At 67.9% G+C, this 25,687-nt stretch carries 24 protein-coding genes and 1 pseudogene; 10 read left to right on the top strand and 15 right to left on the bottom strand.

Annotated elements, in window-relative coordinates; genetic code table 11:
- Positions 1-155 precede the first annotated feature (155 nt).
- Together GDJ08_RS13605 and GDJ08_RS13600 are read right to left on the bottom strand one after the other, a co-directional pair.
- On the bottom strand, positions 156-1,670 hold the full coding sequence (locus GDJ08_RS13605; RefSeq protein ID WP_153165065.1) for an N-6 DNA methylase: 1,515 nt from the start codon (positions 1,668-1,670) through the stop codon (positions 156-158).
- A complete protein-coding gene (locus GDJ08_RS13600) occupies positions 1,667-2,266 on the bottom strand; it encodes a restriction endonuclease subunit S (RefSeq protein ID WP_136004659.1) in 600 nt (199 codons plus the stop codon). The genes GDJ08_RS13605 and GDJ08_RS13600 overlap by 4 nt, the downstream gene beginning before the upstream one ends.
- 451 nt (positions 2,267-2,717) lie before the next feature.
- Here GDJ08_RS13600 and GDJ08_RS20340 point away from each other — a divergent pair, with 451 nt between their 5' ends.
- Positions 2,718-2,849, top strand: a complete 132-nt coding sequence (locus GDJ08_RS20340) for a hypothetical protein (protein WP_017355718.1) — start codon at positions 2,718-2,720, stop codon at positions 2,847-2,849.
- 65 nt (positions 2,850-2,914) lie between these two features.
- Here GDJ08_RS20340 and GDJ08_RS13595 read toward each other — a convergent pair whose 3' ends face one another.
- Positions 2,915-3,586, bottom strand: coding sequence for a VOC family protein (locus GDJ08_RS13595; RefSeq protein WP_017355717.1), 672 nt, complete (start codon positions 3,584-3,586; stop codon positions 2,915-2,917).
- 209 nt (positions 3,587-3,795) lie between these two features.
- On the opposite strand from GDJ08_RS13595, the gene GDJ08_RS13590 reads away from it, so the two are divergent.
- Together GDJ08_RS13590 and GDJ08_RS13585 are read left to right on the top strand one after the other, a co-directional pair.
- Complete coding sequence (locus GDJ08_RS13590; protein WP_153165064.1) at positions 3,796-4,983, top strand: hypothetical protein; 1,188 nt, start codon at positions 3,796-3,798, stop codon at positions 4,981-4,983.
- Between the two features lie 15 nt (positions 4,984-4,998).
- On the top strand, positions 4,999-5,202 hold the full coding sequence (locus GDJ08_RS13585; protein ID WP_082316373.1) for a CD225/dispanin family protein: 204 nt from the start codon (positions 4,999-5,001) through the stop codon (positions 5,200-5,202).
- Positions 5,203-5,482: 280 nt separating this feature from the next.
- Here GDJ08_RS13585 and GDJ08_RS13580 read toward each other — a convergent pair whose 3' ends face one another.
- Both GDJ08_RS13580 and ubiK read right to left on the bottom strand, forming a co-directional pair.
- On the bottom strand, positions 5,483-6,988 hold the full coding sequence (locus GDJ08_RS13580; RefSeq protein WP_153165063.1) for a YifB family Mg chelatase-like AAA ATPase: 1,506 nt from the start codon (positions 6,986-6,988) through the stop codon (positions 5,483-5,485).
- 100 nt (positions 6,989-7,088) lie between these two features.
- Complete coding sequence (gene ubiK / locus GDJ08_RS13575; protein ID WP_136004651.1) at positions 7,089-7,349, bottom strand: ubiquinone biosynthesis accessory factor UbiK; 261 nt, start codon at positions 7,347-7,349, stop codon at positions 7,089-7,091.
- Positions 7,350-7,475: 126 nt separating this feature from the next.
- Between ubiK and GDJ08_RS13570 the strand changes: the two genes are divergently transcribed.
- Positions 7,476-7,814: a P-II family nitrogen regulator gene (locus tag GDJ08_RS13570; protein ID WP_017355128.1), complete on the top strand. Its 339-nt coding sequence runs from the start codon at positions 7,476-7,478 to the stop codon at positions 7,812-7,814.
- 54 nt (positions 7,815-7,868) lie between these two features.
- Here the strand turns inward: GDJ08_RS13570 and GDJ08_RS13565 are convergent, their stop codons facing one another.
- Positions 7,869-8,519, bottom strand: coding sequence for an RIO1 family regulatory kinase/ATPase domain-containing protein (locus GDJ08_RS13565; protein WP_017355129.1), 651 nt, complete (start codon positions 8,517-8,519; stop codon positions 7,869-7,871).
- A gap of 511 nt (positions 8,520-9,030) precedes the next feature.
- Between GDJ08_RS13565 and GDJ08_RS13560 the strand changes: the two genes are divergently transcribed.
- Entirely contained in the window at positions 9,031-9,936 is a 906-nt protein-coding gene (locus GDJ08_RS13560; protein WP_165699813.1) for an aspartyl/asparaginyl beta-hydroxylase domain-containing protein, read from the top strand.
- 135 nt (positions 9,937-10,071) lie between these two features.
- Here the strand turns inward: GDJ08_RS13560 and speE are convergent, their stop codons facing one another.
- The gene (gene speE, locus GDJ08_RS13555; RefSeq protein WP_017355131.1) at positions 10,072-10,926 is read right to left on the bottom strand and encodes a polyamine aminopropyltransferase; all 855 of its coding nucleotides are present in this window, start codon (positions 10,924-10,926) and stop codon (positions 10,072-10,074) included.
- A gap of 189 nt (positions 10,927-11,115) precedes the next feature.
- On the opposite strand from speE, the gene speA reads away from it, so the two are divergent.
- Together speA and GDJ08_RS13545 are read left to right on the top strand one after the other, a co-directional pair.
- Entirely contained in the window at positions 11,116-13,005 is a 1,890-nt protein-coding gene (gene speA / locus GDJ08_RS13550) for an arginine decarboxylase (protein ID WP_017355132.1), read from the top strand.
- Between the two features lie 43 nt (positions 13,006-13,048).
- A complete protein-coding gene (locus tag GDJ08_RS13545; RefSeq protein WP_017355133.1) occupies positions 13,049-13,372 on the top strand; it encodes a DUF6122 family protein in 324 nt (107 codons plus the stop codon).
- 25 nt (positions 13,373-13,397) lie between these two features.
- On the opposite strand, the gene GDJ08_RS13540 is transcribed toward GDJ08_RS13545, so the two are convergent.
- From GDJ08_RS13540 to GDJ08_RS13530, 3 genes are read right to left on the bottom strand one after another with little or no spacing between them, the layout of a single operon-like run.
- Positions 13,398-14,723, bottom strand: coding sequence for a sensor histidine kinase (locus GDJ08_RS13540; protein ID WP_017355134.1), 1,326 nt, complete (start codon positions 14,721-14,723; stop codon positions 13,398-13,400).
- Positions 14,720-15,382 carry a response regulator transcription factor gene (locus GDJ08_RS13535; protein ID WP_153165062.1) on the bottom strand — a complete coding sequence of 221 codons (663 nt, stop codon included), beginning with the start codon at positions 15,380-15,382 and terminating at the stop codon, positions 14,720-14,722. The genes GDJ08_RS13540 and GDJ08_RS13535 overlap by 4 nt, the downstream gene beginning before the upstream one ends.
- A complete protein-coding gene (locus GDJ08_RS13530) occupies positions 15,382-15,681 on the bottom strand; it encodes a PepSY domain-containing protein (protein ID WP_017355136.1) in 300 nt (99 codons plus the stop codon). The genes GDJ08_RS13535 and GDJ08_RS13530 overlap by 1 nt, the downstream gene beginning before the upstream one ends.
- A 137-nt stretch (positions 15,682-15,818) precedes the next feature.
- On the opposite strand from GDJ08_RS13530, the gene GDJ08_RS13525 reads away from it, so the two are divergent.
- Complete coding sequence (locus GDJ08_RS13525) at positions 15,819-16,253, top strand: PepSY domain-containing protein (RefSeq protein WP_017355137.1); 435 nt, start codon at positions 15,819-15,821, stop codon at positions 16,251-16,253.
- A 66-nt stretch (positions 16,254-16,319) separates the two neighbouring features.
- Here the strand turns inward: GDJ08_RS13525 and GDJ08_RS13520 are convergent, their stop codons facing one another.
- From GDJ08_RS13520 to GDJ08_RS13510, 3 genes are all read right to left on the bottom strand, one after another.
- Positions 16,320-16,811 (bottom strand): hypothetical protein, encoded by a 492-nt coding sequence (locus GDJ08_RS13520; RefSeq protein WP_153165061.1) that lies wholly within the window; start codon positions 16,809-16,811, stop codon positions 16,320-16,322.
- A gap of 98 nt (positions 16,812-16,909) precedes the next feature.
- On the bottom strand, positions 16,910-18,121 hold the full coding sequence (locus GDJ08_RS13515; protein WP_153165060.1) for an NAD(P)/FAD-dependent oxidoreductase: 1,212 nt from the start codon (positions 18,119-18,121) through the stop codon (positions 16,910-16,912).
- A 66-nt stretch (positions 18,122-18,187) separates the two neighbouring features.
- On the bottom strand, positions 18,188-18,682 hold the full coding sequence (locus GDJ08_RS13510; protein WP_017355140.1) for a lipocalin family protein: 495 nt from the start codon (positions 18,680-18,682) through the stop codon (positions 18,188-18,190).
- A 163-nt stretch (positions 18,683-18,845) separates the two neighbouring features.
- On the opposite strand from GDJ08_RS13510, the gene GDJ08_RS13505 reads away from it, so the two are divergent.
- Together GDJ08_RS13505 and GDJ08_RS13500 are read left to right on the top strand one after the other, a co-directional pair.
- Positions 18,846-19,094 carry a hypothetical protein gene (locus GDJ08_RS13505; RefSeq protein ID WP_017355141.1) on the top strand — a complete coding sequence of 83 codons (249 nt, stop codon included), beginning with the start codon at positions 18,846-18,848 and terminating at the stop codon, positions 19,092-19,094.
- A gap of 83 nt (positions 19,095-19,177) precedes the next feature.
- Positions 19,178-21,595 carry a DUF3772 domain-containing protein gene (locus tag GDJ08_RS13500; RefSeq protein ID WP_206147355.1) on the top strand — a complete coding sequence of 806 codons (2,418 nt, stop codon included), beginning with the start codon at positions 19,178-19,180 and terminating at the stop codon, positions 21,593-21,595.
- Between the two features lie 43 nt (positions 21,596-21,638).
- On the opposite strand, the gene GDJ08_RS13495 is transcribed toward GDJ08_RS13500, so the two are convergent.
- Positions 21,639-23,747 (bottom strand): phosphoglycerol transferase I, encoded by a 2,109-nt coding sequence (locus tag GDJ08_RS13495; protein ID WP_153165059.1) that lies wholly within the window; start codon positions 23,745-23,747, stop codon positions 21,639-21,641.
- A 262-nt stretch (positions 23,748-24,009) separates the two neighbouring features.
- Positions 24,010-25,656: pseudogene (locus GDJ08_RS13490) on the bottom strand (ABC1 kinase family protein); the annotation flags it as partial.
- Positions 25,657-25,687 lie beyond the last annotated feature (31 nt).

Genomic DNA, 25,687 nt, shown 5'->3' with positions numbered 1-25,687 from the left:
CCATGCCTGTTGTGTGCATCATTCCGATTCCTGCCGTCGCATCGCGCCGGTTCGAACTGGTTCCAGATTGATCTTCGCATCTTGATTGCATGCATCAATCCATACCCCCTCACCGCCGGCACGCGCCCCTTTGCCACTGCGCCCACGCAACGGTGTCACGGCCGGTCAGGTGCAAGTCCACGCAGATCCGCGTCGATGTGCTGGCCGATCTGCGACAGGGTGCGGCACAGTGCCCTGCGCTCGTCGCGCAGGGCAGCCGTGTCGGCCGGTGCGGTGTCCTGGGCGTCGGCGAGGTAGCGGGCGATGCTCAGCGAGCCCTCGTGCCGGGCCAGTTCGTCGGGCGTTGCACGGTGGGAGAATCCCGGCAGCGATACCCGCTGCTGGCAGGTGCTGATGACCCGTGCCACAAGGTCGGCCGGCAGCTTCGGGCCGCGCCGGCCGCGGCACGCGGCCCCACGTGCGTCGATGAACAGGACATCGGTGTCGTCGCGCGTTCGTCGCAGCACCAGCAGCGCCGTGGCCACCGGCTGCCCGGCGAACAGGCGGTCGGGCAGACCGATCACCGTCTCCAGCAGGTGGGCGTCGAGCAGGCGCTGGCGGATGGCGGCTTCTTCGCCACTGCGGAACAGCACGCCATGCGGGACGACGATCGCCATGCGTCCCTGCTGCGGGTCCAGCGCGTGCAGCATGTGCTGGATCCAGGCCAGGTGGCCGCGCTGACGTGGCGGAATGCCGAAGGCGAATCGTCCGTGCGGGTCGCGCGCCGCGATCGTCGGGTTCCAAGAAAGGTCGAAGGCCGGCCGCGACAGGCAGACCTGGACACGTTGCGGACCACCGTCGCCGGCCAGCGGTTGCTCCAGCGGCTCGCCGCGGATGAGGCCGTGAGTGTCTTCTCCGTGCAGCATCAGCCGCATGCGGGCGCGGGCCCACTGGACCTGGTCGCGCTCCCGCCCGTACACCACGTGCCGACAGGCGCCGTGGTGCGTGCGCGCCCACTGTGCGCAGGCCAGCAGCAGTGCGCCGCTGCGGCTGCCGGGATCGCAGATCGTGTCGTCCTCGCCAGGGTCCAGCAATGCGGCCATCAGGTGCGCCAGCGGGTCGGGTACGTGCCCGTCGGACGTCTCGGCAGGCGAACCGGCGGTACGGTCCAGAAGGCGATCCACCGCCGCGCCGATATCGCGGCGATGGCCACCGCGCAGGCATCGGAAGTCCAGCGCCGGCACCGCCATGCGACCCAGCAGGTGTGACAGGGCCGCCTCCTGGTGATCCTGACCGGGCGGCAGCGCGGCCTCCAGCCGCAGTGGGGTAAGGACGCCGGCCAGCGCAGCTGGATTGGCGGTTGCCAGGTCCTGCAGGGCAGCAAACAGCCGCTGGCGGTTACCGGCCACGAACCGTTGCCGATGCAGGCGTTCGAAGCGCGCGTTCGCGGGCACGTCGAGCTGCTGGGCACCGGGCGCCAGTGGGCTCCAGTCGAGCGGTGACAGCGCACTGGCAACCGGAGTGCTCGCCAGTGCCTGGTTGTCGCTGGCGATCTTGAGCATCAGCAGGGCCAGCACCAGGTGAACCGTGGCCTGCCTGTCCCGGGCGTCGGCAAGCGTGTCGCAGGCCGAGGTCAGGGCGGCAAGCGTGGCATGGGGACCTGCACCACGGGCAGCGGGGATCGCGTTCACGCGATCACGCCGGTCAGCACGTCCGCGGCGACGGCGGCGAACTGTTGCTGACGGTTGCGGATCAGAGCTTCCAGACACGCCTGTTCATCGCGTACACGGCGCGCCAGGGCAATGATCCGTTGTTGCTGGGGCAAGGGCGGCACCTGCACCGGCAACTGGTCCAGCACGCTGCGGCGGATGCTCCGCTGCCGCGACCCTGCCGACTGCCGGCGCAGATACTGTTGAGCCGGCGGCTGGTTGAGCTGCCAGGCCAGGAACGCCGGCAGCACCTGCTGCGGTTGCTCGACCCGGAGCACGTACAGATGGGGGCTGCACAGCGTGGCAGGAGGAGGATCACGCAGCAGCATGGCCAGCGGATGATTGCCTCGACCGGCAATCAGGATGTCCTGATCGCGCACCCAGTCCGGTGTCTTGCGGGCGCGCACTACGGTGCGCAGAAGCGGAACGCCGGGACGCAGTGCATCCACGGTGAGGTCCTTCAACTGGATCACCTGCACGTCGCCCTCCGCAATGGCACGGATGGCGCCGCGGAAGGGATGTCCCTGGCGGATGGTGGCGAGAGTGCCGAGCGGGTGGGGAGCGGTGACGGCGTGCATGTCGTGCACCATCGCGTGGCGCGTTCGATAGCGTCAACACGTGAAAGTGCAGCCTTTCGAATGGTGCAGAGTTGTAGCCACTCGAGCCTTGGAAGTGCGATGAAGCTCGCAGGAACGGGGCGTGATTTTCAACAGTTTCATCTCTTGATCTGTGCTTCACCCAATGCGGCATCAATTGAAATGACGCGACTGCGCAACGGCTGGTCCCTCACGCCGGTGCGGATCGGAGACCGCGGCCCTGTTCAGCACGTGTGCGGTCGCCGGGCATGACGACATGGCAAGGGGTGATCAGCCGTGGACACGCCTTGTGGCGCAAGGGTTCTTCGCGTTTCGTGGCGCGCAGGCAGGCGAATTGACGCCGTTGTATAAAAACGGCCACGCACCGTTAACCTCCCTCTGCACAGCATGGTCCCGACCGCGGCATTCCGCCTGCGGCACCCGGAGACCGGACATGGCACAGCAGCGCAATCAGACCCCGCAGCAGGACCAGGAACGCGGGCGCAATCAACAGCAGCAGCAACAGCAGGAACAGCAGCAGCGCAATCAGAACCAACAGCAGGGTGGGCAGGACGAAGAAGAGTGATGGCCTCCGGCCATGCTCGCCTGCGAAGCCCCGCATGACGCGGGGCTTCATGTTTCAGCGCGCCGTCACTCGCTGCGGAGCTGCCAGCCGAGCGCCGCGTCACCCAGCGTCGCGCCGGGTGTGATCCCGCCCAGATGCACCTGGATGCCATCCGCATTGGGCAGCGCGCGCTGTTCAGGGAACCAGCGGCGCGTGGCATCGACAATGATCAACAGGCCTTCGTCATCGCCCATCGGCGCGAAGTGCGGTGTAGGCGTAGAGAACGGTGCAAGACCGAACGTGGCCTCCACCTGGGCCTGCATGGCCTCCACGCTCAGCGCCGGCAGGCCGACCTCGCTGATGCAGGTCATTTCGCTGCCGTGGAAGATGCCGGTCCGCGCCGATGCGGGCAGGCGGCGGCGCGCGATCAGTTCCAGAATCAGCCCGTCCGGGCCGGTGAAATAGATCGACTCGGCATCCCAGCTGCCACCGAAGTCGAAGTGCTCGCGCCCCTCGGCGTCGCGCTGCCGCTGCGCGCGCGCGTCCAGCCAGGCGGTGGCCGCGACGAAGCGGTTGTGCGGCACGGTGAAGGCCAGATGCACGCCGCCCACCGGGCGATCCCCGGCGGGTTCGAGCTGGAGCGTGCTCCAGCCGATGCGGACCTGGTCCGCGTCGGTGTCCAGCTCCAGTACGGTGCTGAAGTAGCGGGCGACGGAGCCGGGGTCGGATACCGGCAGCAGGAGATGTTGGATGCGCATGCGGACAGGGTGCGACCGCGTTGCGCGCCTGTCCAGCGCAGGCGGCTACCGGCGGTCAAGTCATTGCAACAGGCTGCACCGTGACGCCTGCCCTGTGCTGCCACGCTGTGCCTGCCGTGCCTGCGTTGCGCAGTGCGGTGCAGGCGCGCGGTCTCCCCACCCCTTGAGGATGCCGCGCGACCTGCCTTGTCCACGGAGGAGGGAGCGGGATGGGCATCATCGATGGCAGGCCGCTGGGCCTGGCGGCGGAGGACGCCGCGCAGGCGCGGCTGGAATCGGACGTGATCTTCGGCTGCGTGTTTCTCGGCTTCCTGCATGAGGCGCTGCGACAGGGCGTGGTGCTGTGCTGGGATGTGGACCCGGCCGATCCGCCCGCGCAGGTGGAGCAGGGCATCCAGGCACTGCAGGCGGTGCTGGAGCGGCTGGTGGCACTGACCGGCATTCACACCGATACGGTGCGCGTCGGCCAGAGCCCGCGCTACGAGCCGGCCCGCCGCCAGATCGCGATCGCGGCCGTCTCGCGCCCGCACGGCGACGATGCAGCGCGGCAGGCCCGGCGCCAGATCCAGTGGACGCCCGAGGTGGAACAGCGCATCACCGAGCTGCTGGACAACGATCCGCTGATGGAACAGAACCTCGACACCGAGTTCGGGGCGTACTACGGCATCGTCGATCATCCCGACAACACCAACCCCTTGGTGATCAGCTCGGTACGCCGGTTGATTCCGTATGCGGATGAAGGCGGTCGCTGGAACCGTCGCGTGCCCGGGCATGGCCTGATCCACTACGACGACCCGGCATGGACGCTGGAAGAGGCCAGGCAACTGCCCAAGCAGGCCGGCTCGACCGAAACCGCGGCGCGCATCGCCACGTGGGACGGCAGCGGACACGTCTGCGGCTACTGCCACGGCATGGTCTGGGCGGTGGCCCAGGTGCGGTGCAACTTCCCCGATGGGCGTCCGTTCGAACTGGGGCTGGGCAGGAACACGCACAAGCTGGCGTCGTGCTTCGGCTGCAGCACGTTCCTGCACGCCAATGGCCTGGCTCCCAGCTCGATGCATCTGGGACGGTCGGATTCGTGGGTGCCGCTGCCCGAAGGGGAAGACGGCGTGGCCGTGTTCAACCTCGGGCTGGGCAACGAGGCGCGGCACCCCGGCATCGTTGCCGGGTTGAACGCGGCATGGGCGACGCACGTGGCCGGGTGGCTGGTGGCCGGTACGCGCATCGCCGCGCAGGACACCGCGCGGGTGCCTGCCGAGGTGCGTGCCGTGGCGCGCACGCTGCAGCGCGAGGCCATCGCGCGCGGGCGCGATACCCGTGCCGTGGCGAACCTGTTCCTGGATGCGCTGACGGTGCACCAGAAGGATCTGCATCGGCTGATGCGGTTTGTGGGATAGCGGGCCGTCCTCGGCATCATTGTGATCTTCTTCCCGCCCGGTATCGTGGCAACCATCCATGCCTGCCGCGTGTCGTCGCAGTTTCTGGCCGGCAACGTCGAGCGGGCCAATGCATCGTCGCGCAAGGCATTGCGCTGGTCGGTCGCCTCGCTGCTCACGATGCCGGCACTGCTGGTGGCGCTGGTTGCGTACGCGCTGCCGACGCGCGCATTCGCCTGAGCGCGCCGCATCACACACGCGCCCTGGCGGTCCGGCGGCCGGCATGGGGCAGGCCATCGGTGAGCGCCACCTGGATTCGCGCCCCCCTGTCTCACGTTCACGAGGAGAATGGCGTTATTCTCGGTCGCAGGACACAGGGGAATTCATCGGATGAAGAACAGACAACAGTACGTTGTGGTGGGCGTGGCAGCTCTCGCGTGGTGTCTGGTCGTCGGCGGCTACTGGGTGGGCAAGCGCCTGGCATTGGCCGAGAACTGTGACTCCGGCGTCAACGCGGTGGTCACGTGCCCGTCCCCTGCCGATCAAGCTGCCGGTAGCCGATAGCCTCGGCCAGGTGCGCGCGGCCGATGGCGGCGCTGCCCTCCAGATCGGCGAGAGTGCGCGCCACGCGCAGGATGCGATGCATTGAGCGTGCCGAGAGCTGCAGGCGCTCGACGGCGTCTTCGAGCAGATCCTGCTCCCTGCTGTCCAGCCGGCAGTGGATGGCGAGCAATGCCGGTGGCAGTTGTGCGTTGGGCATGCCGCCGCGCGCGAGCTGCACGGCGCGTGCGGCGATCACGCGCGCACGCACGCTGGCGCTGTCTTCGCCGGCCGGCGCGTCGTCGCGCATCGCGCGGGGTTCCAGTCGTGGCACATCCACATGCAGGTCGATGCGGTCCAGCAGCGGGCCGGAAACGCGGCCGCGATAGCGGGCGATGGCATCGGCGCTGCAGCGACAGCGGCCACTGCGGTCCCCGGCCCAGCCGCAGGGGCAGGGATTCATCGCGGCGATCAGCTGGAAACGGGCAGGAAACGTCTCGCTGCGTGCGGCCCGGGTGACCACCACGTGCCCGGATTCCAGCGGCTCGCGCAGCACTTCCAGCGCATGGCGGCTCCACTCGGGCAGTTCGTCGAGGAAAAGAACGCCGTTGTGCGCGAGCGAGATTTCGCCGGGGCGCGGATGCGAGCCACCGCCCACCAGTGACACCGCGCTGGCGGTGTGGTGAGGCGCGCGGAACGGACGCTCGCGCCAGCGTGACGGATCGATGCCGTGGGCGCTGCACGAGGCCACGGTGGCGGTTTCCAGCGCATCGGCGTCGCTGGGCGGGGGCAGGATGCCGGGCAGCCGTGAGGCCAGCAGGGTCTTGCCGCAACCGGGCGTGCCGAGCAGCAGCAGGTGGTGGGCGCCGGCGGCGGCCACCTCGAGCGCGCGGCGTGCCTGGTGCTGCCCGCGGACGTCGCGCAGGTCGGCGCTGGCCGGCGCGGGCGCGGGTTCGGCGGTGGCGGCGGGCAGCGACCGGCCATCGAGGCCCGCGCAGACCTCCAGCAGGGTGCGCGCGACGCGCACATCGGCATGTGCCGCGAGGGCGGCTTCGGCGGCGTTGGCCGGCGCGACCACCAGGGCGCGCTGCTCGGCAGCGGCGGCGAGCGCGGCGGGCAGCACCCCGTCGACGCCGCGCAGTTCGCCGGTCAGCGCGAGTTCGCCGAGGAACTCATGGCCGTCGAGCGCGCGTGGATCGATCTGGCCGCTGGCGGCGAGGATGCCCAGCGCGATGGCGAGATCGAAACGGCCGCCTTCCTTGGGCAGATCGGCCGGTGCCAGATTGATGGTGATGCGCCGCTGCGGGAACTCGAACTGGGCGCAGAGCAGCGCGGCGCGCACGCGGTCGCGCGATTCACGTACGGCAGCGGCCGGCAGCCCGACGATCTGGGTGTGCGGCAGCCCACCGGTAAGCATCACTTCGATGCGCACCGCAGGCGCATTGACACCCGCCCGCGCGCGGCTGTGCACCAGGGCCAGGCTCATCGGTGTGCGTTCGAGTCATCGGTCATACCGGCCACAATGGCCGTGCGTGCCGGTGTGTTCCATCAGCGCTTGCCGCACCCGGGGGTAGGCAAGCGCGGGCTCAGGCTGCCGGCGGTGGCCGATCGCGTGCCTCGAGCTCGGCCACGACCTTCTCCAGCGCCTCCAGCTTCTCCCGTGTTTTCAGCAGCACGGCGCGCTGGACGTCGAATTCCTCGCGGGTGACCAGGTCCAGCTTGCCCAGCCCGGCCTGCAGGGCGGTCTTGAACGTGGCCTGCAGTTCCTCGCGGGACTGGCGCAGGCCCGGCGGGACCATGTCGCTCAGGCGGCGGGCCAGGTCATCCAGATGGTTGAGGTCGATCATGCTGTGCTCCGCGGGGTATACGCTAAGGATAATCCGCCGCGACCGCGCCGGCACCGGTACGGGTGCATCGCGTTCACCGGCGGACAGGCGTTATCCTCGCTCGCCGGAAATACAGGAGCCCAGCAGATGAAGATGGTCATGGCGGTGGTCAAGCCGTTCAAGCTCGACGACGTGCGCGAAGCGCTGGCCGAGCGTGGCGTCACCGGGATCACAGTGACCGAAGTCAAAGGCTTCGGGCGGCAGAAGGGCCATACCGAGCTGTACCGCGGCGCGGAATACGTGGTCGACTTCCTGCCGAAGGTGAAGATCGAGGTGGCGGTCACTGACGGCCAGGTCGACGAGGTGGTCGAGGCCATCGTCAAGGCGGCCGGCACCGGCAAAATCGGCGACGGCAAGGTGTTCGTGTACGACCTCGGCAGCGTGGTGCGCATCCGCACCGGCGAGCTCGACGCCGACGCGCTGTAATGCCGGGCCCTGCCCGGCAGCTCATAACGCCAGACGCTGCCCGGCAACCGGCCCTCAGGCCGACTTGAACCAGCGATAGAAGCGCTTCCAGCCCACACGCAGGCTGGCCACCCAGCGCGGGTCGGCCACCAGCGCGGCCTGTGAGGGCGTGGGCTTCAGCCCGGTCAGGCGCTGGCGCATTTTCAGCAGGTTCTTCATGTCGCTGCGGCGCAACTGGCGCGAGACCGGGTGCACCGGCAGCCAGCGCGGGCTGCGCCATGCCGAGGTGAAGTCGACCAGGACCGGCACGCCACCGCTGACCATCACATTGGTGCCGTGCAGGTCGTTGTGCGTGATGCCGGCCGCATGCAGGCGGCTGAGGGCGTACTGGAGCTGTTCGAACACCTCGACCCCCACCGACTGGGCGGCGCTGAGCGTCTGGCCGGGAATGAACTCCATGCCCAGGGCCAGGCCACCGATGGTGCCGAGCAGGGCCGGGGCGTGTTTCCAGCCGCTCAGGCGTTGCAGGATGCGCGCTTCGCGGCGCACCAGCAGGCGCGCCAGCAGCGACAGCGGGGTGCCGCGGTAACGGGTGTAGTCCTTGACCACCGCCGGCTGGCCGTTGAGGCAGGTGCGGTAGACGTCGGGTTCGAGAAGGCGTTCGCCGCGCTTGAGCAGCTCGGCGGGGGCGGTGTCATCGACACACGGGGAGACGAAATTGTTCATGGGGGTCTGGGCGACCCGGCGGTCGGCGCGATGCGTCAGGCGTACCGGTGCTGCTGTCTAAGGCGGGAACTAAAGATTTCGTTAATTTTAGTACTGGCGAGTACACCAATCCAGCGTTTGTCGGAGAAATGTCGTAGGCGGGCGTAGAACAGTTCGTCACGCAGACGCGGACAAAAATGTCTCAATTGGAAATAAATCGTTTGTGGATCAGCCGGTTGCAGCCTCCGCCCGCAGGGGGCATCGGGCGCGCGCCGGCCCGGCGCCGGATGCGGATCGGTGTCGGCAGCGCTGGACATCGGCCAAGTCCAGGGCGCTGTCGGCCCCCGGCACGCTGAACCGGAGGCGAGGCCCGCTTGACCCCGACGCAGGCGCTGCCGACCATACGCTGTTGATTGCGACATTGGCGGCCGCCCCTCTACGGCACGTCCCCGCCCCCTGCCGCCTTGCCGGTGCCGGATTCTCCCGTGCCCCGTCCCCCCATTTCAGGTCCGGCCCTGCCGGAGGAACACTGATGATCAAGATTGTGCTGGCCGTGCTGTTCATCGCCTGCGTGCTGTACATCCATTACCGCGGCAAGGTGCGTGCGCGCTGGTCGCGTCAGCTGCTGGACCATTCCAGCTTCATGGCTCCGATCAACGTGATCATGTACATGTTCTCCAAGGTCCCGACCACGCCGTTCCTGGACCCGGGCAAGGCGTTCCCGCAGCTCGAACCGCTGCGCGAGAACTGGCAGATGATCCGCGACGAAGCGCTGGCGCTGCGCGATGCGGACAAGATCGCTGCGTCGAGCACGTTCAACGATGCCGGCTTCAATTCGTTCTTCCGCCGCGGCTGGAAGCGTTTCTACCTGAAGTGGTACGGCCCGTCGCACCCGTCGGCCAGGACGCTGTGCCCGAAGACCACCGCCTTGCTGGAGTCGCTGCCGGACGTGCGCGCGGCGATGTTCGCCCAGCTGCCCTCGGGCAGCGAGCTGCGCCCGCACCGCGACCCCTTTGCCGGCTCGCTGCGCCTGCACCTGGGCCTGGCAACGCCGAACGATGACGCCTGCTACATCGAAGTGGACGGCATCAGGAAGAGCTGGCGCGACGGCGAGTGGATGATGTTCGATGAAACCTACATCCACCATGCGCACAATGAGACGCCGGACGACCGGGTGATCCTGTTCTGCGACATCGCCCGCCCGCTGCGTTTCGGCCTGCCGGGACTGTTCAACCGTGCGGTGGCGTCCACGCTGCTGGCCGGTGGCGCCTCGCCGAACCTGCCGGGCGATCCCACCGGTGGCGTCAACAAGGCCTTTGGCGGCGTCTACAAGGTGCGCCTGAAGGCCAAGGCGCTGCGCGAGCGCAGTGTGGTGGCCTACCAGGTGATCAAGTGGGGCCTGGTGGTGGCGGTGATCGCGGGGATCTGGGCGATCTGAGGCCTTGCTGCCTGGGGGGGGGCCGGTCAGCGGCCTGGCACTACCGGACACAGAAAACCCGCGCTGTTGCCAGCGCGGGTTTTTGTTGGGCCACAGGCCACCGGCAGAGCCGACCAACGGTCGGCGTCCAACGCATCAGCCCTTCAGGGCGGCCGCGACGAACGGCGGGGTGACCAGCACGCCGGTATGCAGCGCGGCGGTGTAGTACAGCGTATCGAACGACTTGGAGGCCGAATCGGCCTGGCGGAAGTCGAAGCTGCTCTGGCCCTTGCGCGCCAGCGTCACGCTCCACCAGCCGGTGGGGTAGCACGGCTGCGGGAACGGCAGGGTCTTGAACGAACCGAAGCCGGCCTTGCCCATTTCGGTGCGCATTTCGTTGATCAGGTCCAGCTGCATCAGCGGCGACTCGGACTGCTGCACCAGGATGCCGTCGTCCTTGAGCGCCTTGAAGCAGCTCTCGTAGAAGGCCTTGTTGAACAGGCCTTCGCCCGGGCCGACCGGATCGGTGGAATCGACGATCACCACGTCCACGCTGCCGGCCGGGCAGTTGGCCATGTAGGCCACGCCGTCATCGAACATCAGCTCGGCGCGCGGGTCATCGTTGGACTCGCACAGTTCCGGGAAGTGCTTGCGGGCCATCACGGTGACCTGCTCGTCGATGTCGCACTGGGTCACGCTCTCCACGCCCGGGTGCTTGAGCACCTCGCGCAGGGTGCCGCAGTCGCCGCCGCCGATGATCACCACGCGCTTGGGCGCGGCATGGGTGAACAGCACCGGGTGGCTGATCATCTCGTGATAGAAGAAGTTGTCCTTGCTGGTCAGCATGATGGCGCCATCGATGGTCATCAGGTTGCCCCAGTCGCTGGTCGCGAAGATCTCGATCTTCTGGAACGGCGACTGCACTTCGTCCAGCTTGCCGGTCAGGCGGTAGCCGATGGCCGAGCCGGTGCGCTCGAAGTGCTCGATGTACCAGTTGTTGTTGTCAGTCATGGAGAAACGGTCCTGTTCGGGGTGTTGGAGCCGGGCTGGCGGCGGAGGCCGCGTGGCACTAGCCACATCCGGACGGGTCGGCCCGTTCAGGTTCTGACCTGGGCACGGGCGCGGGCGCGCATGATAACGGAGCTGTCGCCATATAGGCGTTATCATGCACCCCCTTTTTTACCAACCAGGCCCACTGAAATGACCGATTGGTCCCTCGACCAAGCCCGCAAGACCTACTCGATTCCGCATTGGGCGGATGGTTACTTCGACGTGGATCAGGCAGGACACATGGTGGTGAGACCGACTGGCCAGGACGGCCCGGTGGTGTCCTTGCCGAAAATCGTCGACGCCGCCCGCGAGGCCGGCGCGAAGCTGCCGCTGCTGGTGCGTTTCCCGGACATCCTGGGCCAGCGGCTGGGCAAGCTGCAGGCGGCCTTCGCCCAGGCGCAGGCCGATTGGGAGTACCCGGGCGGTTACACCGCCGTGTACCCGATCAAGGTCAACCAGCACCGCGGCGTGGCGGGCACCCTGGCCAGCCACCACGGCGAGGGCTTCGGCCTGGAAGCGGGCAGCAAGCCGGAACTGATGGCCGTGCTGGCGCTGTCGCGCCCGGGTGGGCTGATCGTCTGCAACGGCTACAAGGACCGCGAGTACATCCGGCTGGCCCTGATCGGGCGCAAGCTGGGCCTGCAGACCTTCATCGTGATCGAAAAGCCATCCGAGCTGAAGCTGGTGCTGGAGGAATCCAAGGCGCTGGACGTCAAGCCGGGCCTGGGCGTGCGCATGCGGCTGGCCTCGCTGGGTGCGGGCAAGTGGCAGAACAGCGGCGGCGACAAGGCCAAGTTCGGTCTGTCCCCGCGCCAGCTGCTGGACCTGTGGAAGTCGCTGCGCGACACCGAATACGCCGACTGCCTGAGCCTGCTGCATTTCCATATGGGCTCGCAGATCTCCAACGTGCGTGACATCGCCAACGGCATGCGCGAGGCCACCCGCTACTTCGTGGAGCTGTCGCGCCTGGGCGCGAAGATCACCCACGTGGACGTGGGCGGTGGCCTGGGCGTGGATTACGAAGGCACCCGCTCGCGCAGCTTCTGCTCGATCAATTACGGGCTGAACTCCTACGCCAGCAACATCGTGCAGCCGCTGGCCAACGCCTGCGAGGAGCACGGCCTGACCCCGCCGCGCATCGTCACCGAATGCGGCCGCGCGATGACGGCGCACCATGCGGTGCTGATCGCCAACGTGTCCGAGGTGGAAGAGGCGCAGGAAGGCCGTGTGCCGGACCAGCACGATGACGAGCCGGCGGCGATCCGCCACCTGCGCGAGATCCATGCCGAGCTCGACGAGCGCCCGGCGGTGGAACTGTTCCAGGAAGCCCAGCATTTCCATGCCGAAGGCCTGTCCAGCTACGCGCTGGGCCAGATCGACCTGCCGCAGCGTGCGCGCATCGACGACCTGTTCTATGCCATTGCCCACGCCGTGCGCGCGCGCCTGAGCTATGACGAGAAGAGCCATCGCCCGGCGCTGGACGAGCTGAACGAGCGGCTGGTGGACAAATACTTCGTCAACTTCAGCGTGTTCGAGTCGATCCCCGATGCATGGGCGATCGACCAGGTGTTCCCGATCGTCCCGATCGAGCGCCTGAACGAGCAGCCGGCACGCCGCGGCATCATCGCCGACATGACCTGCGATTCGGACGGCATGGTCAAGACCTATGTCGAAAACGAGAGCCTGGACAGCTCGCTGCCGCTGCACGCGATGAATCCAGGCGAGAGCTATCGCATCGGCTTCTTCATGGTCGGTGCGTACCAGGAGATTCTGGGCGACATCCACAACCTGTTCGGCGACACCGACGCGGTGGAAGTGCTGGCCGACGCCGATGGCTACGCCATCACCCAGCAGCGACGCGGCGATACCACCGATGTGATGCTGGACTACGTGGGCTACAGCCTGGCCGATCTGCGCGCGAGCTATGCCGCACGCGTGGCGGCGGCGAACCTGTCGCCGGCGCGTGCGCAGGAGCTGTCCGATGCGCTGGAAGCGGGTCTGACCGGCTATACCTACCTGTCCGACGAGCCGCTGGTCTGATCGGCGCGGTCCACCGCATCCGGGTCTGTGGCGCGGCGGCACGATGAGCAGCCGCGCCATCATTCACCTGTTGCTGCATGCCGCCGTGCCGGCGCTGCTGGCGTGGCTGTTCTGGCGCAAGCGGTTCGCCTCGGCATGGCTGTTGCTGCTGCTGGGCTGGATCATCGACCTGGACCACCTGCTGGCCGACCCGATCTACGCCCCCAACCGCTGCAGCATCGGCTTCCATCCGTTGCACACCGCGCCGGCAATCGCTGTGTATGCCGGGCTGTGCGTGCCAAAGAAGACGCGGTTGTTCGGCATCGGGTTGATCGTGCACATCGTGCTGGATGCCATCGACTGCTGGTGGATGCACGCAGGCAGGTGAGGGCAGCGCCGCCGTATCCCGTCGCTCAGCCTGCGGGCAGTGTCAACGTCGCGCGCAGGCCGGGATGTCCATTGCGCAGTACCAGCGTACCGCCGTAGCTCTCGGCGATATCGGCCACGATCGCCAGGCCCAGTCCGCTGCCGGGCATGCGTTCGTCCAGGCGCACGCCACGGCCGAGCGCGCGCGCCAGATCGTCCTCGGGCAGGCCGCTGCCGTCGTCGTTCACGTCGATGCGCATGCGGTTGCCGATGTGCGCCACGGTCACCTCCACCCGATGCGCGGCCCATTTGCCGGCGTTGTCGAGCAGGTTGCCGAGCATTTCCTCCAGATCTTCGCGCGCGCCGGCGAACAGCCCCTGCGCGTCCGGATCGTAGTGGAAGGACACCTCGCGCCCGACGTGCACGCGCTGCATCAGCCCGCACAGGCTGGCCAGCACCGGCGCCACCGGCGTCCGCTGCTGGCTGTCCGCACCGATGCCGGCGGCCAGGTAGCGCTCGATGCTGGCCTGCATCCGCGCGGTTTCGCTGCGCAGGGTCTGCCGCCAGTCGCTGCCCTCGCTTTCGGCCTCGGTGGCGAGCACGGTCAACGGGGTCTTCAGGGCGTGGGCAAGATCCTCGGCACTGCGGCGCGCGCGCAGCACCATGCGTGCATGGTGGTCGAGCAGATCGTTGAGCTGCGCCGCCAGCGGGGCGACTTCCTTGACCAGACCCTGCTGCGGGAAGCGCACCTGTTCGCCGTTGCGCACCTGCCCGGCAATGCGGCCGAGCTCGGACAGCGGGCGCAGGCCGTAGTGCACCTGGGTGACCAGCACCGCGAACCACAGGGCGATCAGCACGGCCAGGGCCAGCGCGGTGCGCTTGCGGAACGCGCTGACCTGGGCGTCGAGTTCACTGCGGTCGGTGGCCACCACCACCTGCAGCGGTGTCGACATGCGCGGCAATGTCACCTGCTGCGCCAGGGCGCGCAGCGGCTGCTGCAGCGGCCCGGTGGTGTCGTAGGCCTGCGCTGGGCCGGTCCGCAGCGTGGCGGGTGTCAGCAGGGTATCGTCCCACAGCGAACGCGACTGGCCCAGCGGCTGGCCCTTGGCATCCTGCACCTGCCAGTAGGTGCCGGAGAACACCCGCTGGTAGCGCTCGTCCGACAGTGCCCGGCGCAGCTGCAGGCCGCCCTGCGCGTCGCTTTCGGCCAGTGCCAGCACCGCGATCAGTTCGTTGCCCAGGCGCTGGTCCATCGCTGCGCGCGCCGAGCGCTCGAACATCGCGCCCAGCCACCAGGTGGCCACGGCCGAAACCAGAATCAACCCCAGTCCGCCGGCGAGCAGCAGGCGGGTGCGCAGCGAGCCGCTGGTCATGGCGCGGCCGACAGCCGGAACCCCTGCCCGCGGTGGGTGTGGATCAGCTCGGCGCCGAGCTTGCGGCGGATCCGCCCGATCAGCACGTCCAGCGTGTTCGAATCGGGGTCGAAGCCCGCGTCGTAGACGTGTTCGCCCAGGCGCGACCGGCTGATCACGATGTCCGGGTGATGCATGAAGTAGCTGAGGATGCGGTGCTCCTGCGGGCTCAGGTGCAGCAGCTCGCCGCCCAGCTCGAAGCGGCCGGCATTGACGTCCAGCAGCAGCGGCCCGCACTGCAGGCGCGGGCTTGCGTGGCCGGCGCTGCGGCGGATCAGGGCGCGCAGGCGCAGCAGCAGCTCTTCGGGTTGGAACGGTTTGGTCAGGTAGTCATCGGCGCCGGCGTCGAAACCGGCCAGCTTGTCGTGCCAGCGGGCCCGCGCGGTCAGTACCAGCACCGGGAACCCCTGGCCGGCCTGGCGCCAGCGCTCGATCACGCTCAGGCCATCCAGGCCGGGCAGACCGAGATCGACCACCGCCGCGGCAATGTCCTCGATCTGCCCCAGTTCTTCCACCGCGCGGCCCTCGGCGCTGTGCAGGACGACGTAACCGGCGTCCTCCAGCAAACGCTGCAGGCGGCTGGCGAGCAGGGGGTCGTCCTCGGCAAGCAGGATCCGCATCAGTCTTCTTCCATCTTCAGCAGGCGCCCGCTGCGGGCATCATAGTCGAGCTCCATCACCACGCCGCTGGGACCGAGAATCTCGATCTCGTAGCGGTCATCGTCCAGCTCCACCTCCACCAGCGTGCCCGGATAGCGGCGCATCGCGTCGGCGACGACCTGCTCCAGGGGCACATACCGGCCCTGGCGGACCGCCTGGCGTACCGCGTCCTGCTGGCGCGCGCCGCCGTCGAGCACCCGTGCGGGGTCCTGCGGGGCGATACCAAGCAACAGCGGCAACAGCAGCGGGAGGGCGGACATGGTCAATGATCGTGGGCGGATGCATACGGTATACGGTGCACGTCTAAACGCTGCCTAACAACCGGCCTCATGGTGCGGTTAGGCCCGCTTGCCAGACTGGCGGTGCCGGAATCGCCCGGCCACCCCTGGAGCCTCCCATGAACATTCCGATGCTGACTGCCGCCCTGACGGCGGCGCTGTTCTCCGCCCCGGCTTTCGCCGCCGATCTGACCGCTGCCGATGTGCAGGCCAAGCTGCGTGCGGCCGGCTACACGCAGGTGCATGAGCTGGATCGCGAGGACGGCGTGTGGGAAGCCGACGTCACCCGCGCCGATGGCACCGTCGACGACGTGATCGTCGATCCGTCCAATGGCGAGATTTTCGATGCCCGCGGCGGGCGCCCCGTGCTCGATGCCGGGCAGATCCTGGCGCTGGCCGGCAAGGCCGGTTTCCGGAAGATCGAGTCGTTCGAACGCGACGGCGCCACCTGGACGCTGGACGCCCGCAATGCCCGCGACCAGCGCGTGGAGGTGCGCATGAGCGGTTACGACGGCCGCGTGCTGTCGAGCCGTCGCGACCGCTGGTGGGACTGACCGCGCACGGCGGAAACGAGAACGGCCGGGGTGCCCCGGCCGTGGATGCTGGTGTCGCTGGCCGGCTTACCAGCCGATCGGCGGCGGGTCCCAGTAGCCCGGGCCACGCCCGTAGCCATACCCGCCATACGGACCGAAGAAGCCCGGCCCCTTGCCTTCGCTGACCTGGATGTTGACGTTGACCCCGCGGGTCTTGCCTTCATCGTTGGTGTAGTTCTTGCTGAGGTTGAGTTCGGCGGCGTTGAAATGCGTGTTGCCGTAGTTCTTCGCGTAGCCGATCCCGGTGGTGAAGCTGCCGTTGATGCGCAGCTTGTCGTCGGTGACCTCGGCGATGCCGTTGCCGGCGCGCTCGCTGACCCGGCGGCCGCTCTTGTCACCGTAGAAGGTGCCCGGCGGATCGCCGCGCAGCGACGGGTCGCCCAGATACTGCAGCGGCTGGTCGGGGATGGTCAGGTCCAGGCCGGTGGCCGACTGGGGGCCGGTGGCGCCTGCAGCGGACTGGGCCAACGCCACACCGGGCATGGACAGGCACAGCAGCAGGGCAAGCAGGCGGATCATGGGAAGCTCCGGGGCGGACAGGCGGGACGGCCGACAGCGCTGACGCTAGCAGCCGATTCTTGAAGGTTGCCTGTCATGCCGCCAGTTGCAAGGGGAACTCAGCCGAGGCGGTCGAATCCGAACAGCGCCGCCAGTGGATGCCCCCGGCGTTCGATCCGGGCCCGCAGCAGCCCGGCGCCGATCATCGAGTAGGTAATGCCGTTGCCGCCGTAAGCCATCGCGAACTGCACGCGCGGCCCCCACTGTTCATGCGTACCGAAGAACGGCAATCCGTCGGCGGTCTCGGCGAAGGTCCCGGCCCATGAGAATGCCGGCGTGGGGGCGAGCCGGGGGAACCAGTCCAGCAGCTGCTTCATGAGCTTGTCTGCCTTGCCTTCCACCCGCCGGTCGCGCCGTGCCGGAATGTCGATGGCATCGTCCAGCCCGCCCACCAGCAGGCGGCGGTCGCCGGTGGCACGCAGGTACAGATAGGGGCGTGCGCTTTCCCACACCATCGTGCGCTGCAGGGGACCCAGCACCGCGGCATCGACAGGATCGGTGATGAAGGCATAGCTGCTGCGGTTGCGTGCGACGCGCTGCCTGATCCAGCGCTGGTTGGCGTATCCCATCGCCAGCACCACATGCCCCGCGCGGATCGTCGCCCCGGATTCGGTCTGGGCCGTGACGCCCCGCGTGCCCGGCGTCAGCGTGTGCAGGACCGTGCGATCGTGAATGTGACCGCCGCGCCGGCGCACCCGCTTCAGCAGTCCATAGGTGAGGCAGTACGGGTCGACCCGCGCCGCCTGCCGGGTCAGCAATGCGCCGCCGGCATCCACATCGAAGCGCTCCGCCAGCGCCTCCGGGCCGAGCCAGCGGGCGTCCAGGCCGGCACTGCGACGTGCCTGGCCCTCAGCCATCAGGCGGGGTACGTCGCGGCGGCGACTGGCCAGGTACAGGCTGTCCATGCGCCGGAAGTCCACGTCCTTCAGGCCGCGCGCCACGTCGCCCAGTGCCGGGATCGCCTCGGCACAGGCGCGGTAGGCCAGCGTTGCCGCCTCGTGACCATAGCGCTGGGCCAGTTCCAGCAGATGGGTGTCGATCTCGTACTGCAGCAGCGCGGTGCTGGCGGCGGTGCTGCCCCAGCCGATGTCGCGCTGCTCGATCAGGGCGACCTCATGGCCGTGCCCTGACAGCTCATCGGCGATCAGCGCGCCGGTGATGCCGCCGCCGACCACCAGCACATCGCAGCGCAGGTCGCGCTCCAGCGGGGGAAATGCCTGGATCAGTCCGTTGCGTACAGCCCACCAGGGATAACCACTTTTCAGGTCCATGCGCTGCCTTTTGCAGAGTTGGTTTCATCCATGTCGGCTGGCTGAGCGTCCACGCCTGCCAGCCCATCAGGCGGTGGGATGGCCGGTGTGCGGTGTGTGGATCAGGTCGGTGAGGTCGAAGCCCTGTTGACGTGCATAGGCCAGGTAATGGTCCTGCACGGTGCGGTCCAGCGTCGGCGTGCGCGAGAGCAGCCAGAGGAACTTGCGGTCCGGGCTGCCAACCAGCGACACGCTGTAGTCCGGGGCGATCTGGATCACCCAGTAGTCGCCCTTGGTGAATGGCAGCCAGCGCAGGCCCTTGGGCAGGAAACTGACCGCCAGCCGCGCGCTGTCGTCACCGGTCACGCTCGCCTCGCCGATGGCTTCCTCGACCTCACCATCCATCCGGCACCGATTGCGTACCTGCACGTTGCCGTTGTCCTGCAGCGTGTAATGCGCCGAGACGTCGGTGCAGCCCTCCGGCTCGTGCCGCATCGGCAATCGCGCGATTTCGTACCAGGTGCCCAGGTAGCGCGGCAGTTTCAGGTGGGGCACGGTCTTGAGGTCGTCGGAGGTGTTCATCGCGGCCAGAGAAGGGAAGAGGCCTCCACGATGCCCACGCCACCGCCACGGGCGGGTGAAGCCCGGGCGAGCGGGGCGTCGAGACAGTGCGTTGTCGCGGTGGGGTGCTGCGGCCCGGGGGGCGGCGCTATGCTGTGGATGGACCAGAGCGAGGGAGGTGCGGATGTATCAGGTGATTCTGCTCACGAGCGACAGCGGCTTCGTACGCGACCGCTGGGATACGGTGGACGACGTGGTCGAGCACCAGGGCATCAGCTATTCGCTGCGCGCCGGGCCGCGCCAGCCGCTGCCCACCGACCACGCCTGGGACCCGATCGCGGTGTACGCCCCGGAAGAGATCACCGAAGAGGAATTCCAGGACTGGTACGCCCGTCTGCAGCCGCAGGTGGAAGAGCTCCGGCTGAAGTACTGAGCCGCGCATACCCGGTCTGAACGACGCCGGGTTTATAGTTCGCGCAGGCGCGGTGGTCCGCGCGAAGCCCGTGGTGCGCCGGTTTGTCTTCCCGTTTCCCTTCTTTCCTGTCGCGGCCACTGGCGTGGTTGCTGCTGCTGGTCTGGCTCGGCATGGCGCCGGTGGCGCTGGCCCAGAACGACGACCCGGCCGAGCCCGACCCGATCGCGCAGCTGGCGCAGGCCGACAAGGACCTCAAGCAGATCCAGGCGTCGCTGGACGACGGCGATACCCTGGACACCCTCAAGACGCTGTCCGACCGCGCACTGGCGGTACAGCGTGATGCGAAGGCGGCGCGCGACGCGCTCGATCCGCAGCTCAAGCAGGTAGACGGACGGCTGGCGCAGCTGGGCGAGGTGCCCGAAGGGGCGACCGAAGCGCGCGACATCGCCCAGCAGCGCAAGGCCATGACCCAGCAGCGCGCCGATGTCGCCTCGGCCATCGCACGGGCCAACCTGCTTGCCGACAACGCCAAACAGCTGAGCGCGGACATCGAAAAGATGCGCGTGACCCAGTTCAGCGAGGAACTGGCGCGCAAGGTCAATTCACCGCTGTCGCCTTCGCTGTGGCGGCAGTTCGCCACCCATGTGCCGGCCGACATCCACCGTCTGGTGCTGCTGTACCGGCAGGGCGAGAACACCGCGCGCAAAGCCATCGCCCGGCACGGCTGGAGCGCACCGCTGACGGGGCTGGTGCTGGCGCTGCTGATGTTCTTCCCGCTGCGCCTGTGGTTGCGCGCGCTGGGCCGCCGCTATGCCGCGTCCGAGCGGGCGCCGGATGGCCGCCTGCGCCGCTCCGGGCTGGCGGTGTGGCTGCTGGCGGTGGGAACGCTGCTGCCGGGGTTCGCGGCAGTGGTGCTGGTGGCCTCGCTCGAGTCGATCGGCGCGATTCCGCCGCGCCTGCAGCAGTTGGCGCTGCACTTCCAGGTCGCCACCTTCGTTGCCGCCTTCATCACCGCGCTGAGCGCCTGCCTGCTGGTGCCCAAGCGACCCTCATGGCGGTTGCTGGCGCTCGACGACAGCGCCGCGTGGCGCCTGCGCAAGTACGCCTGGGGCGCGGCAGGGCTCACCTTCATCGGCATTCTGCTGGTGGAGATCAACCGCGCCTCGCGCACCAGCGAGATCACCACCGTTGCGGTGGATGGGCTGGTGGCCATCACCTACATGGCGCTGATCATCGCCATCCTGGTGTCGCTGGCGCGGTTGCACCGCCGCCAGGCCGCCGAGGCGGCCGCCAAGCTGGACGCGCAGGAAGGCGACGGCAAGCCCAAGGGCGTGCCGCGCCGGAGCGGCTGGATCGTGCTGGCGCGCGTGGCCGGGCATGTGGTGGTGGCCGCGGCCGTCATCGCGACCCTGCTGGGCTACCTCAACTTCGCGCTGTTCGTGGCCCAGCAGCTGGTCTGGGGGGCGGTGGTGCTGCTGGCGGCCTCGCTCCTGCTGAAATTCGCCGACGACCTGGCCACCACGATGCTCTCGCCCAGCAGCCGGGTCGGGCAGACCATCGTACTGACCACCGGGCTGAGCGGTGCCCGGGTGGAGCAGGCCGGCGTGCTGCTCTCGGCGGTGCTGCGTATCGGCGTGATTCTGCTGGCGGTCCTCGCGCTGGCGGTGCCGTTCGGCAACCTCAATGCGTTCTACGGCGGGCTGGATGCGCTGTCGGGCGGATTGAAGATCGGTGAAACCACGCTCAAGCCCAGCAGCGTGGTATATGCGCTGCTGGTGTTCCTGGTGGTGTGGGCGGTCATGCAGGCGTTCCAGCGCTGGCTCACCGAGACCTACCTGCCGAAGACCGAGCTGGATGCCGGCGCGCGCAATTCCATCAGCACCGTCACCCGCTACCTCGGCATCATCGCCGCGGTGCTGTGGGGGCTGACCGCGCTGGGCATCGGGTTCGAGAAGCTGGCGCTGGTGGTCAGCGCGCTGTCGGTGGGCATCGGCTTCGGTCTGCAGGCGATCACCCAGAACTTCGTTTCGGGCCTGATCCTGCTGGCCGAGCGGCCGGTCAAGATCGGCGACTGGGTCAAGCTGGGCGACCAGGAAGGCGACATCAAGCGCATCAGCGTGCGCTCGACCGAAATCCAGGTCGGCGACAAATCCACCCTGATCGTGCCCAACTCGGAACTGATCACCAAGACCATCCGCAACATGACGATGGGCAATGCGCAGGGGCGCATCCAGATCCAGTTCTCGGTACCGCTGAGCACCGATGTGGCTGCAGTGCGGCAGATCCTGCTGGATACCTATGCCGCCCACGTGGCGGTCCTCGCCGATCCGGCGCCGTCGGTGTTCATCGATTCGATCGCCAACGGCCAGATCGCGATCAACAGTTTCGCCTACGTCTCCGGCCCGCGCGCGGTGTACGGCGTCCGCAGCGACCTGTACTTCAACATGCTGCAGAGCTTCGCCGCCGCCGGCATCGCGTTGTCCTCGCCGACGGACATCCACCTGGTCCGCGACCGGTAATGCCGGTCGCTGGCCGGCAACTTCCCACCGTCGCCGGGGTCCGTCAGCCGCGGTTGCCGCGGCGCGACGGCACCAGCGCGAAGGTATCCACGGCGAGCTTCTCGGCGTGGTTCAACCAGGCGCGGATCTCCAGGTCGTCCACTTCGTGATCCAGCCCGAAAGGCACGTTGATACGGCCATCGGCATCGGGCTGCACCCACTGCTGGGCGACCACCACCTTGCGCTGCGATGACACCGCCTCGATCCAGAAGCCGCGGTCGGGCGACTGCCTGGCCACCATCTGCAGCATGTACTGGCCGGCGCGGGTGCGGCGGCCCTTCTGCGTGATCATGTGCGCCTGGCGGATGCTCGGGCGCGGGCCGGTGCTCGGGTCGAGCGGACCGTCCACGGCGATCCCGGTACGCAGCTGCTCATCGCGGAACAGTTTGATGCCCTTGTCCTGGTTGACCAGCATCGCGCACCAGTCGCCATCGGCCGAGCCATCTTCGAAGGCGGTGCAACGATCCACATAGGCCAGGGTGTTGGCCGGGTCGGCCAGGTCGAACTGCTTGGAGGTGTTCTCCAGGTACACCGACTTCAGGTCCCACTGCTTGTCGTATTCCAGCAGCACCGGCGGTTGCACATGCTGCAGCCCGACCACGACCTGGTTGTCATCATCGATGCGCAGCTGACGGGTCTTGTCCCCCAGCCACAGCGAGCGTGAGAACGCCAGGTAACGCGGGTAGTCCCGTCCGTTGTCGCGGAAGGCCGCCGCGCTCGCACTGGCGCGGTCTGCCCGCTTGGGATCAAGCAGCGACCGACCGAAACCGATGGCGTTGATCTGCGGTTCGAGCAGACTCAGCAGGGTGGCACCCGAATCCAGCGTGGAGGCATCGGTGGCGGCCAGCTGGCGCGGGGCGATGTCCTTGCCGAGGAACAGCAGCAGGTTCTCGCGCGACTGCCTGGCCAGCACATGGCTGAGATCGTTGGGCATGGCCAGGTGGTCCGAGGCGATCACGATCAGCGTGTCCTCGCCATACGGGCTGGCCTGGATGCGGTCGACCAGGCGGGAGATCAGCCCATCGGTGCACTTGAGGGCGTTGAGCAGGCCGATGTTGCCGTAGTCGCTCTGGTAGCGGGTGCGCTTGCAGGCCACCGGCAGGTGTCCGGCCGGGTGATGGGTATCCATCGTGAGGGTGGTCAGCATGAACGGCTCGCCCTTGCGGGAGAGCTGCATGAAGCGGTCGTAGGCCTTGTCCAGCAGCACGTCGTCATGCACGCCCCAGGTGGAGAAGTGCGCGCGTGCGATCTTCTGCTGTTTGAACCAGGCCAGGTCGTCGACCGCATCGAAACCGTGCGTGGCCAGGAACTGGCCCTTGCCGGCGAACTGGCCGTTGGCGCCACCGAGATAGTGGTTGGTGTAGCCCTGCTGCTTGAGGTAGTCGCCCAGGCACACCGCTTCGGGCAGGAAGCTGCCCATGCGGCCCATGCTGTTCTCATCGCCCTGCGCGGTGGTGAGTGGTACGCCGCACATCGACGACACCAGCCCGGCGATGGTCCAGCCGCCGCCTTCGGCCGAGGCCAGCCCGCGCACGTCCAGCGACTGCGCCGCCAGGCGGTTGAGGTTGGGCATCAGGCCGGGGAAGGTGGCCTCATCCAGATAGGTGCGCTCCAGACTCTCACCGTAGATCCACACGATGTTGCGCGGCTTGCGCAGCGGCTGCTGCGGTACGCGGTACTCCGGCGCGACCATGCTGTAATCGACCGGGCGCATCTGCTGATAGAGACGCTGGCCATCGTGATACAGCGGGCTGACCAGGATCGCGCCGAACCACACCACCACGAAGCCGCCGAAGATGGCGCCGCCGTGGCCGCTGCGCTGCCAGCGGCGGATCCGCGTCATCGCCAGTGGCAGCAGCGACACCAGCGCCAGCACGACGAAGCCGGCGATGTAGCGCTTGAAGTCGGCGATGCCTGCGCCCTCCATGTCCGCACCCAGGTGATACAGGGTGGCGGCATTGAGGCCGTCGCCGGAGAGCTTGTCGATCAGCCACCACGCGCTGAGTGCCAGCATCAGCAGTGACATCAGGCCGGCTTTCCACCACACCCACGTACGTGATGCGAGCAACAGCCAGGCGAGCAGCAACAGCGACAGCAGCAGGATCCAGAGCATAGGCACATTTGGCAGCGGAGACAGGTGGTGATGGACGTCATGACGACGTGATTCCCATCCGACCGGCTGTCCAACCACATGTGCATGACAGGCCGATGACCCGATCATGCCTGCACGAACCTGACTGAAATGTTTGTTTGGAACGACAGCAGATGTCGTTTATCGCACTGCCATCTGCGATGTAAAACACGCGTGAAAACGCGCGTCGCGTGCGGGTGCGCTGTCACGTCCAGTCGGGTGCCCACCGCAGGTGGGCAACACTTCAACGATGCCCGCGTTCTTCCCTGGAACGTGCGCGACGATCGAATATCAGCGCACTGAGGATGATGCCAAGCCCGAGGAACACGCCGATCAACATCAGCGTGAATGCGATGGCCGGGTAGCCGAACAGGTGCCAGCCGGTGTCCACCTTCATCATCATTGCCGCCGCCAGGATCAGTGCGGCGGTGACGATGCCGGCAGCGACCCGGTTGGCGATTTTCTGCAGGTTCTCCATCAACCGCGATTCTTCCAGCCCCGTCACTTTCATCTGCAGGCGGTTCTCGGCCAGCAGGGCGAGAATGTCGGTCATCTTGCGGGGGCCGTCGCGCAGCAGCTGCTGCAGCTCCATCGCCTCGCTGGCCAGGTTGGCCGCCGACAGCGACTTCTTCAGGCGTGCGCGCATCACGTGCTGCAGCTGGCGCTCGACGATGCGGCGTGTATCCAGATCCGGGGACAACAGCCGGCACACGGTTTCCAGGTTGAGCAGCGCCTTGCCGAGCAGGCTCAGTTCGGGCGGTGTGCGCAGGCCGCTGGCGGTGGCGATGCGGACCAGGTCGAGCACCACACGGCCTTCGGAGAAGCTGCTGTTGGCGGCGTAGCGCGCGATCACCTGGCCGGTTTCGCGCAGGTAGCGCTCTTCATCGAACGACTCCAGCCGCGTGCTGATGCCGATGATCTCGTCGGCCACTTCTTCACCGCGACCGTCGACCGCAGCAAACAGCAGCTTCAGCAGCCGCTCGCGCAGCCGCGGCGGCATGTGCGCCACCATGCCCAGGTCGAAGATGGCCAGACGTCCTTCCGGCGTGACGCGCAGGTTGCCTGGATGTGGATCGGCGTGGATCTCCCCATGCACGAAGATCTGGTCGACATAGCCGCGGATCAGCGCCGCCGCCAGCGGTGCCATCGGTTGTTCGGTCCGGCGCACATCAGGAATCATGTCCACGCGCACGCCCTGGGCCAGCTCCATCGTCAGCACGCGATGGCTGCAGTAGTCCCAGATCGGCTGTGGCACCCACAACGGTTTGAACGGACGCAGATGCTGGCCAAAGCGCTGCAGGTTCTCCGCTTCGGCCTGGTAGTCCAGTTCCTGCATCAGGGTCTTGGCAAACTCGTTGAGCCAGTCGCGAAGGCGCACCCGGCGCCCGACCTGGGTGAGATGGTCGGCGGCCAGCGCGAAGCTGCGCAGCACCTCCAGGTCCGAGCGGAGCTGCGCGGCCACTTCCGGCTTCTGCACCTTGACCGCCACCTCGCGCCCGTCATGCAGCGCGGCGCGGTGCACCTGCGCGATCGAGGCACACCCCAGCGGCACCGGGTCGAATGAGGAAAACAGTTTGGACACCGAGGCGCCCAGTTCCTGCTCGATGATCGCGTAGATGCGCTCCACCGGGATCGGGGCGACCTTCTCCTGCATCCGCTCCAGTGCGGTGGCGAACTCCACCGGCACCATGTCGGGCCGGGTGGAGAGCATCTGGCCGAGCTTGACGAAGGTGGGGCCCAGCGCCTCCAGATCGGTCACGAACTGCTCCGGATTGCCTTCGGGCGGCAGGTCGTGCACGGCGCGGGCATCCAGGTTCATGCCCGAGAACACGCCGGAATGGCGGTAGCGAAGCAGCAGCCGCAGGATCTGGCTGCGGCGGCTCATGCCCTTTACCAGCGAGGGCGAACCGGGGGCGACAGGT

The sequence above is a fragment of the Stenotrophomonas nematodicola genome, assembly GCF_009467805.1.
In the GTDB taxonomy this organism is placed as follows: Bacteria; Pseudomonadota; Gammaproteobacteria; order Xanthomonadales; family Xanthomonadaceae; genus Stenotrophomonas; species Stenotrophomonas nematodicola.
This window is presented reverse-complemented; position numbering and strand designations above follow the sequence as displayed.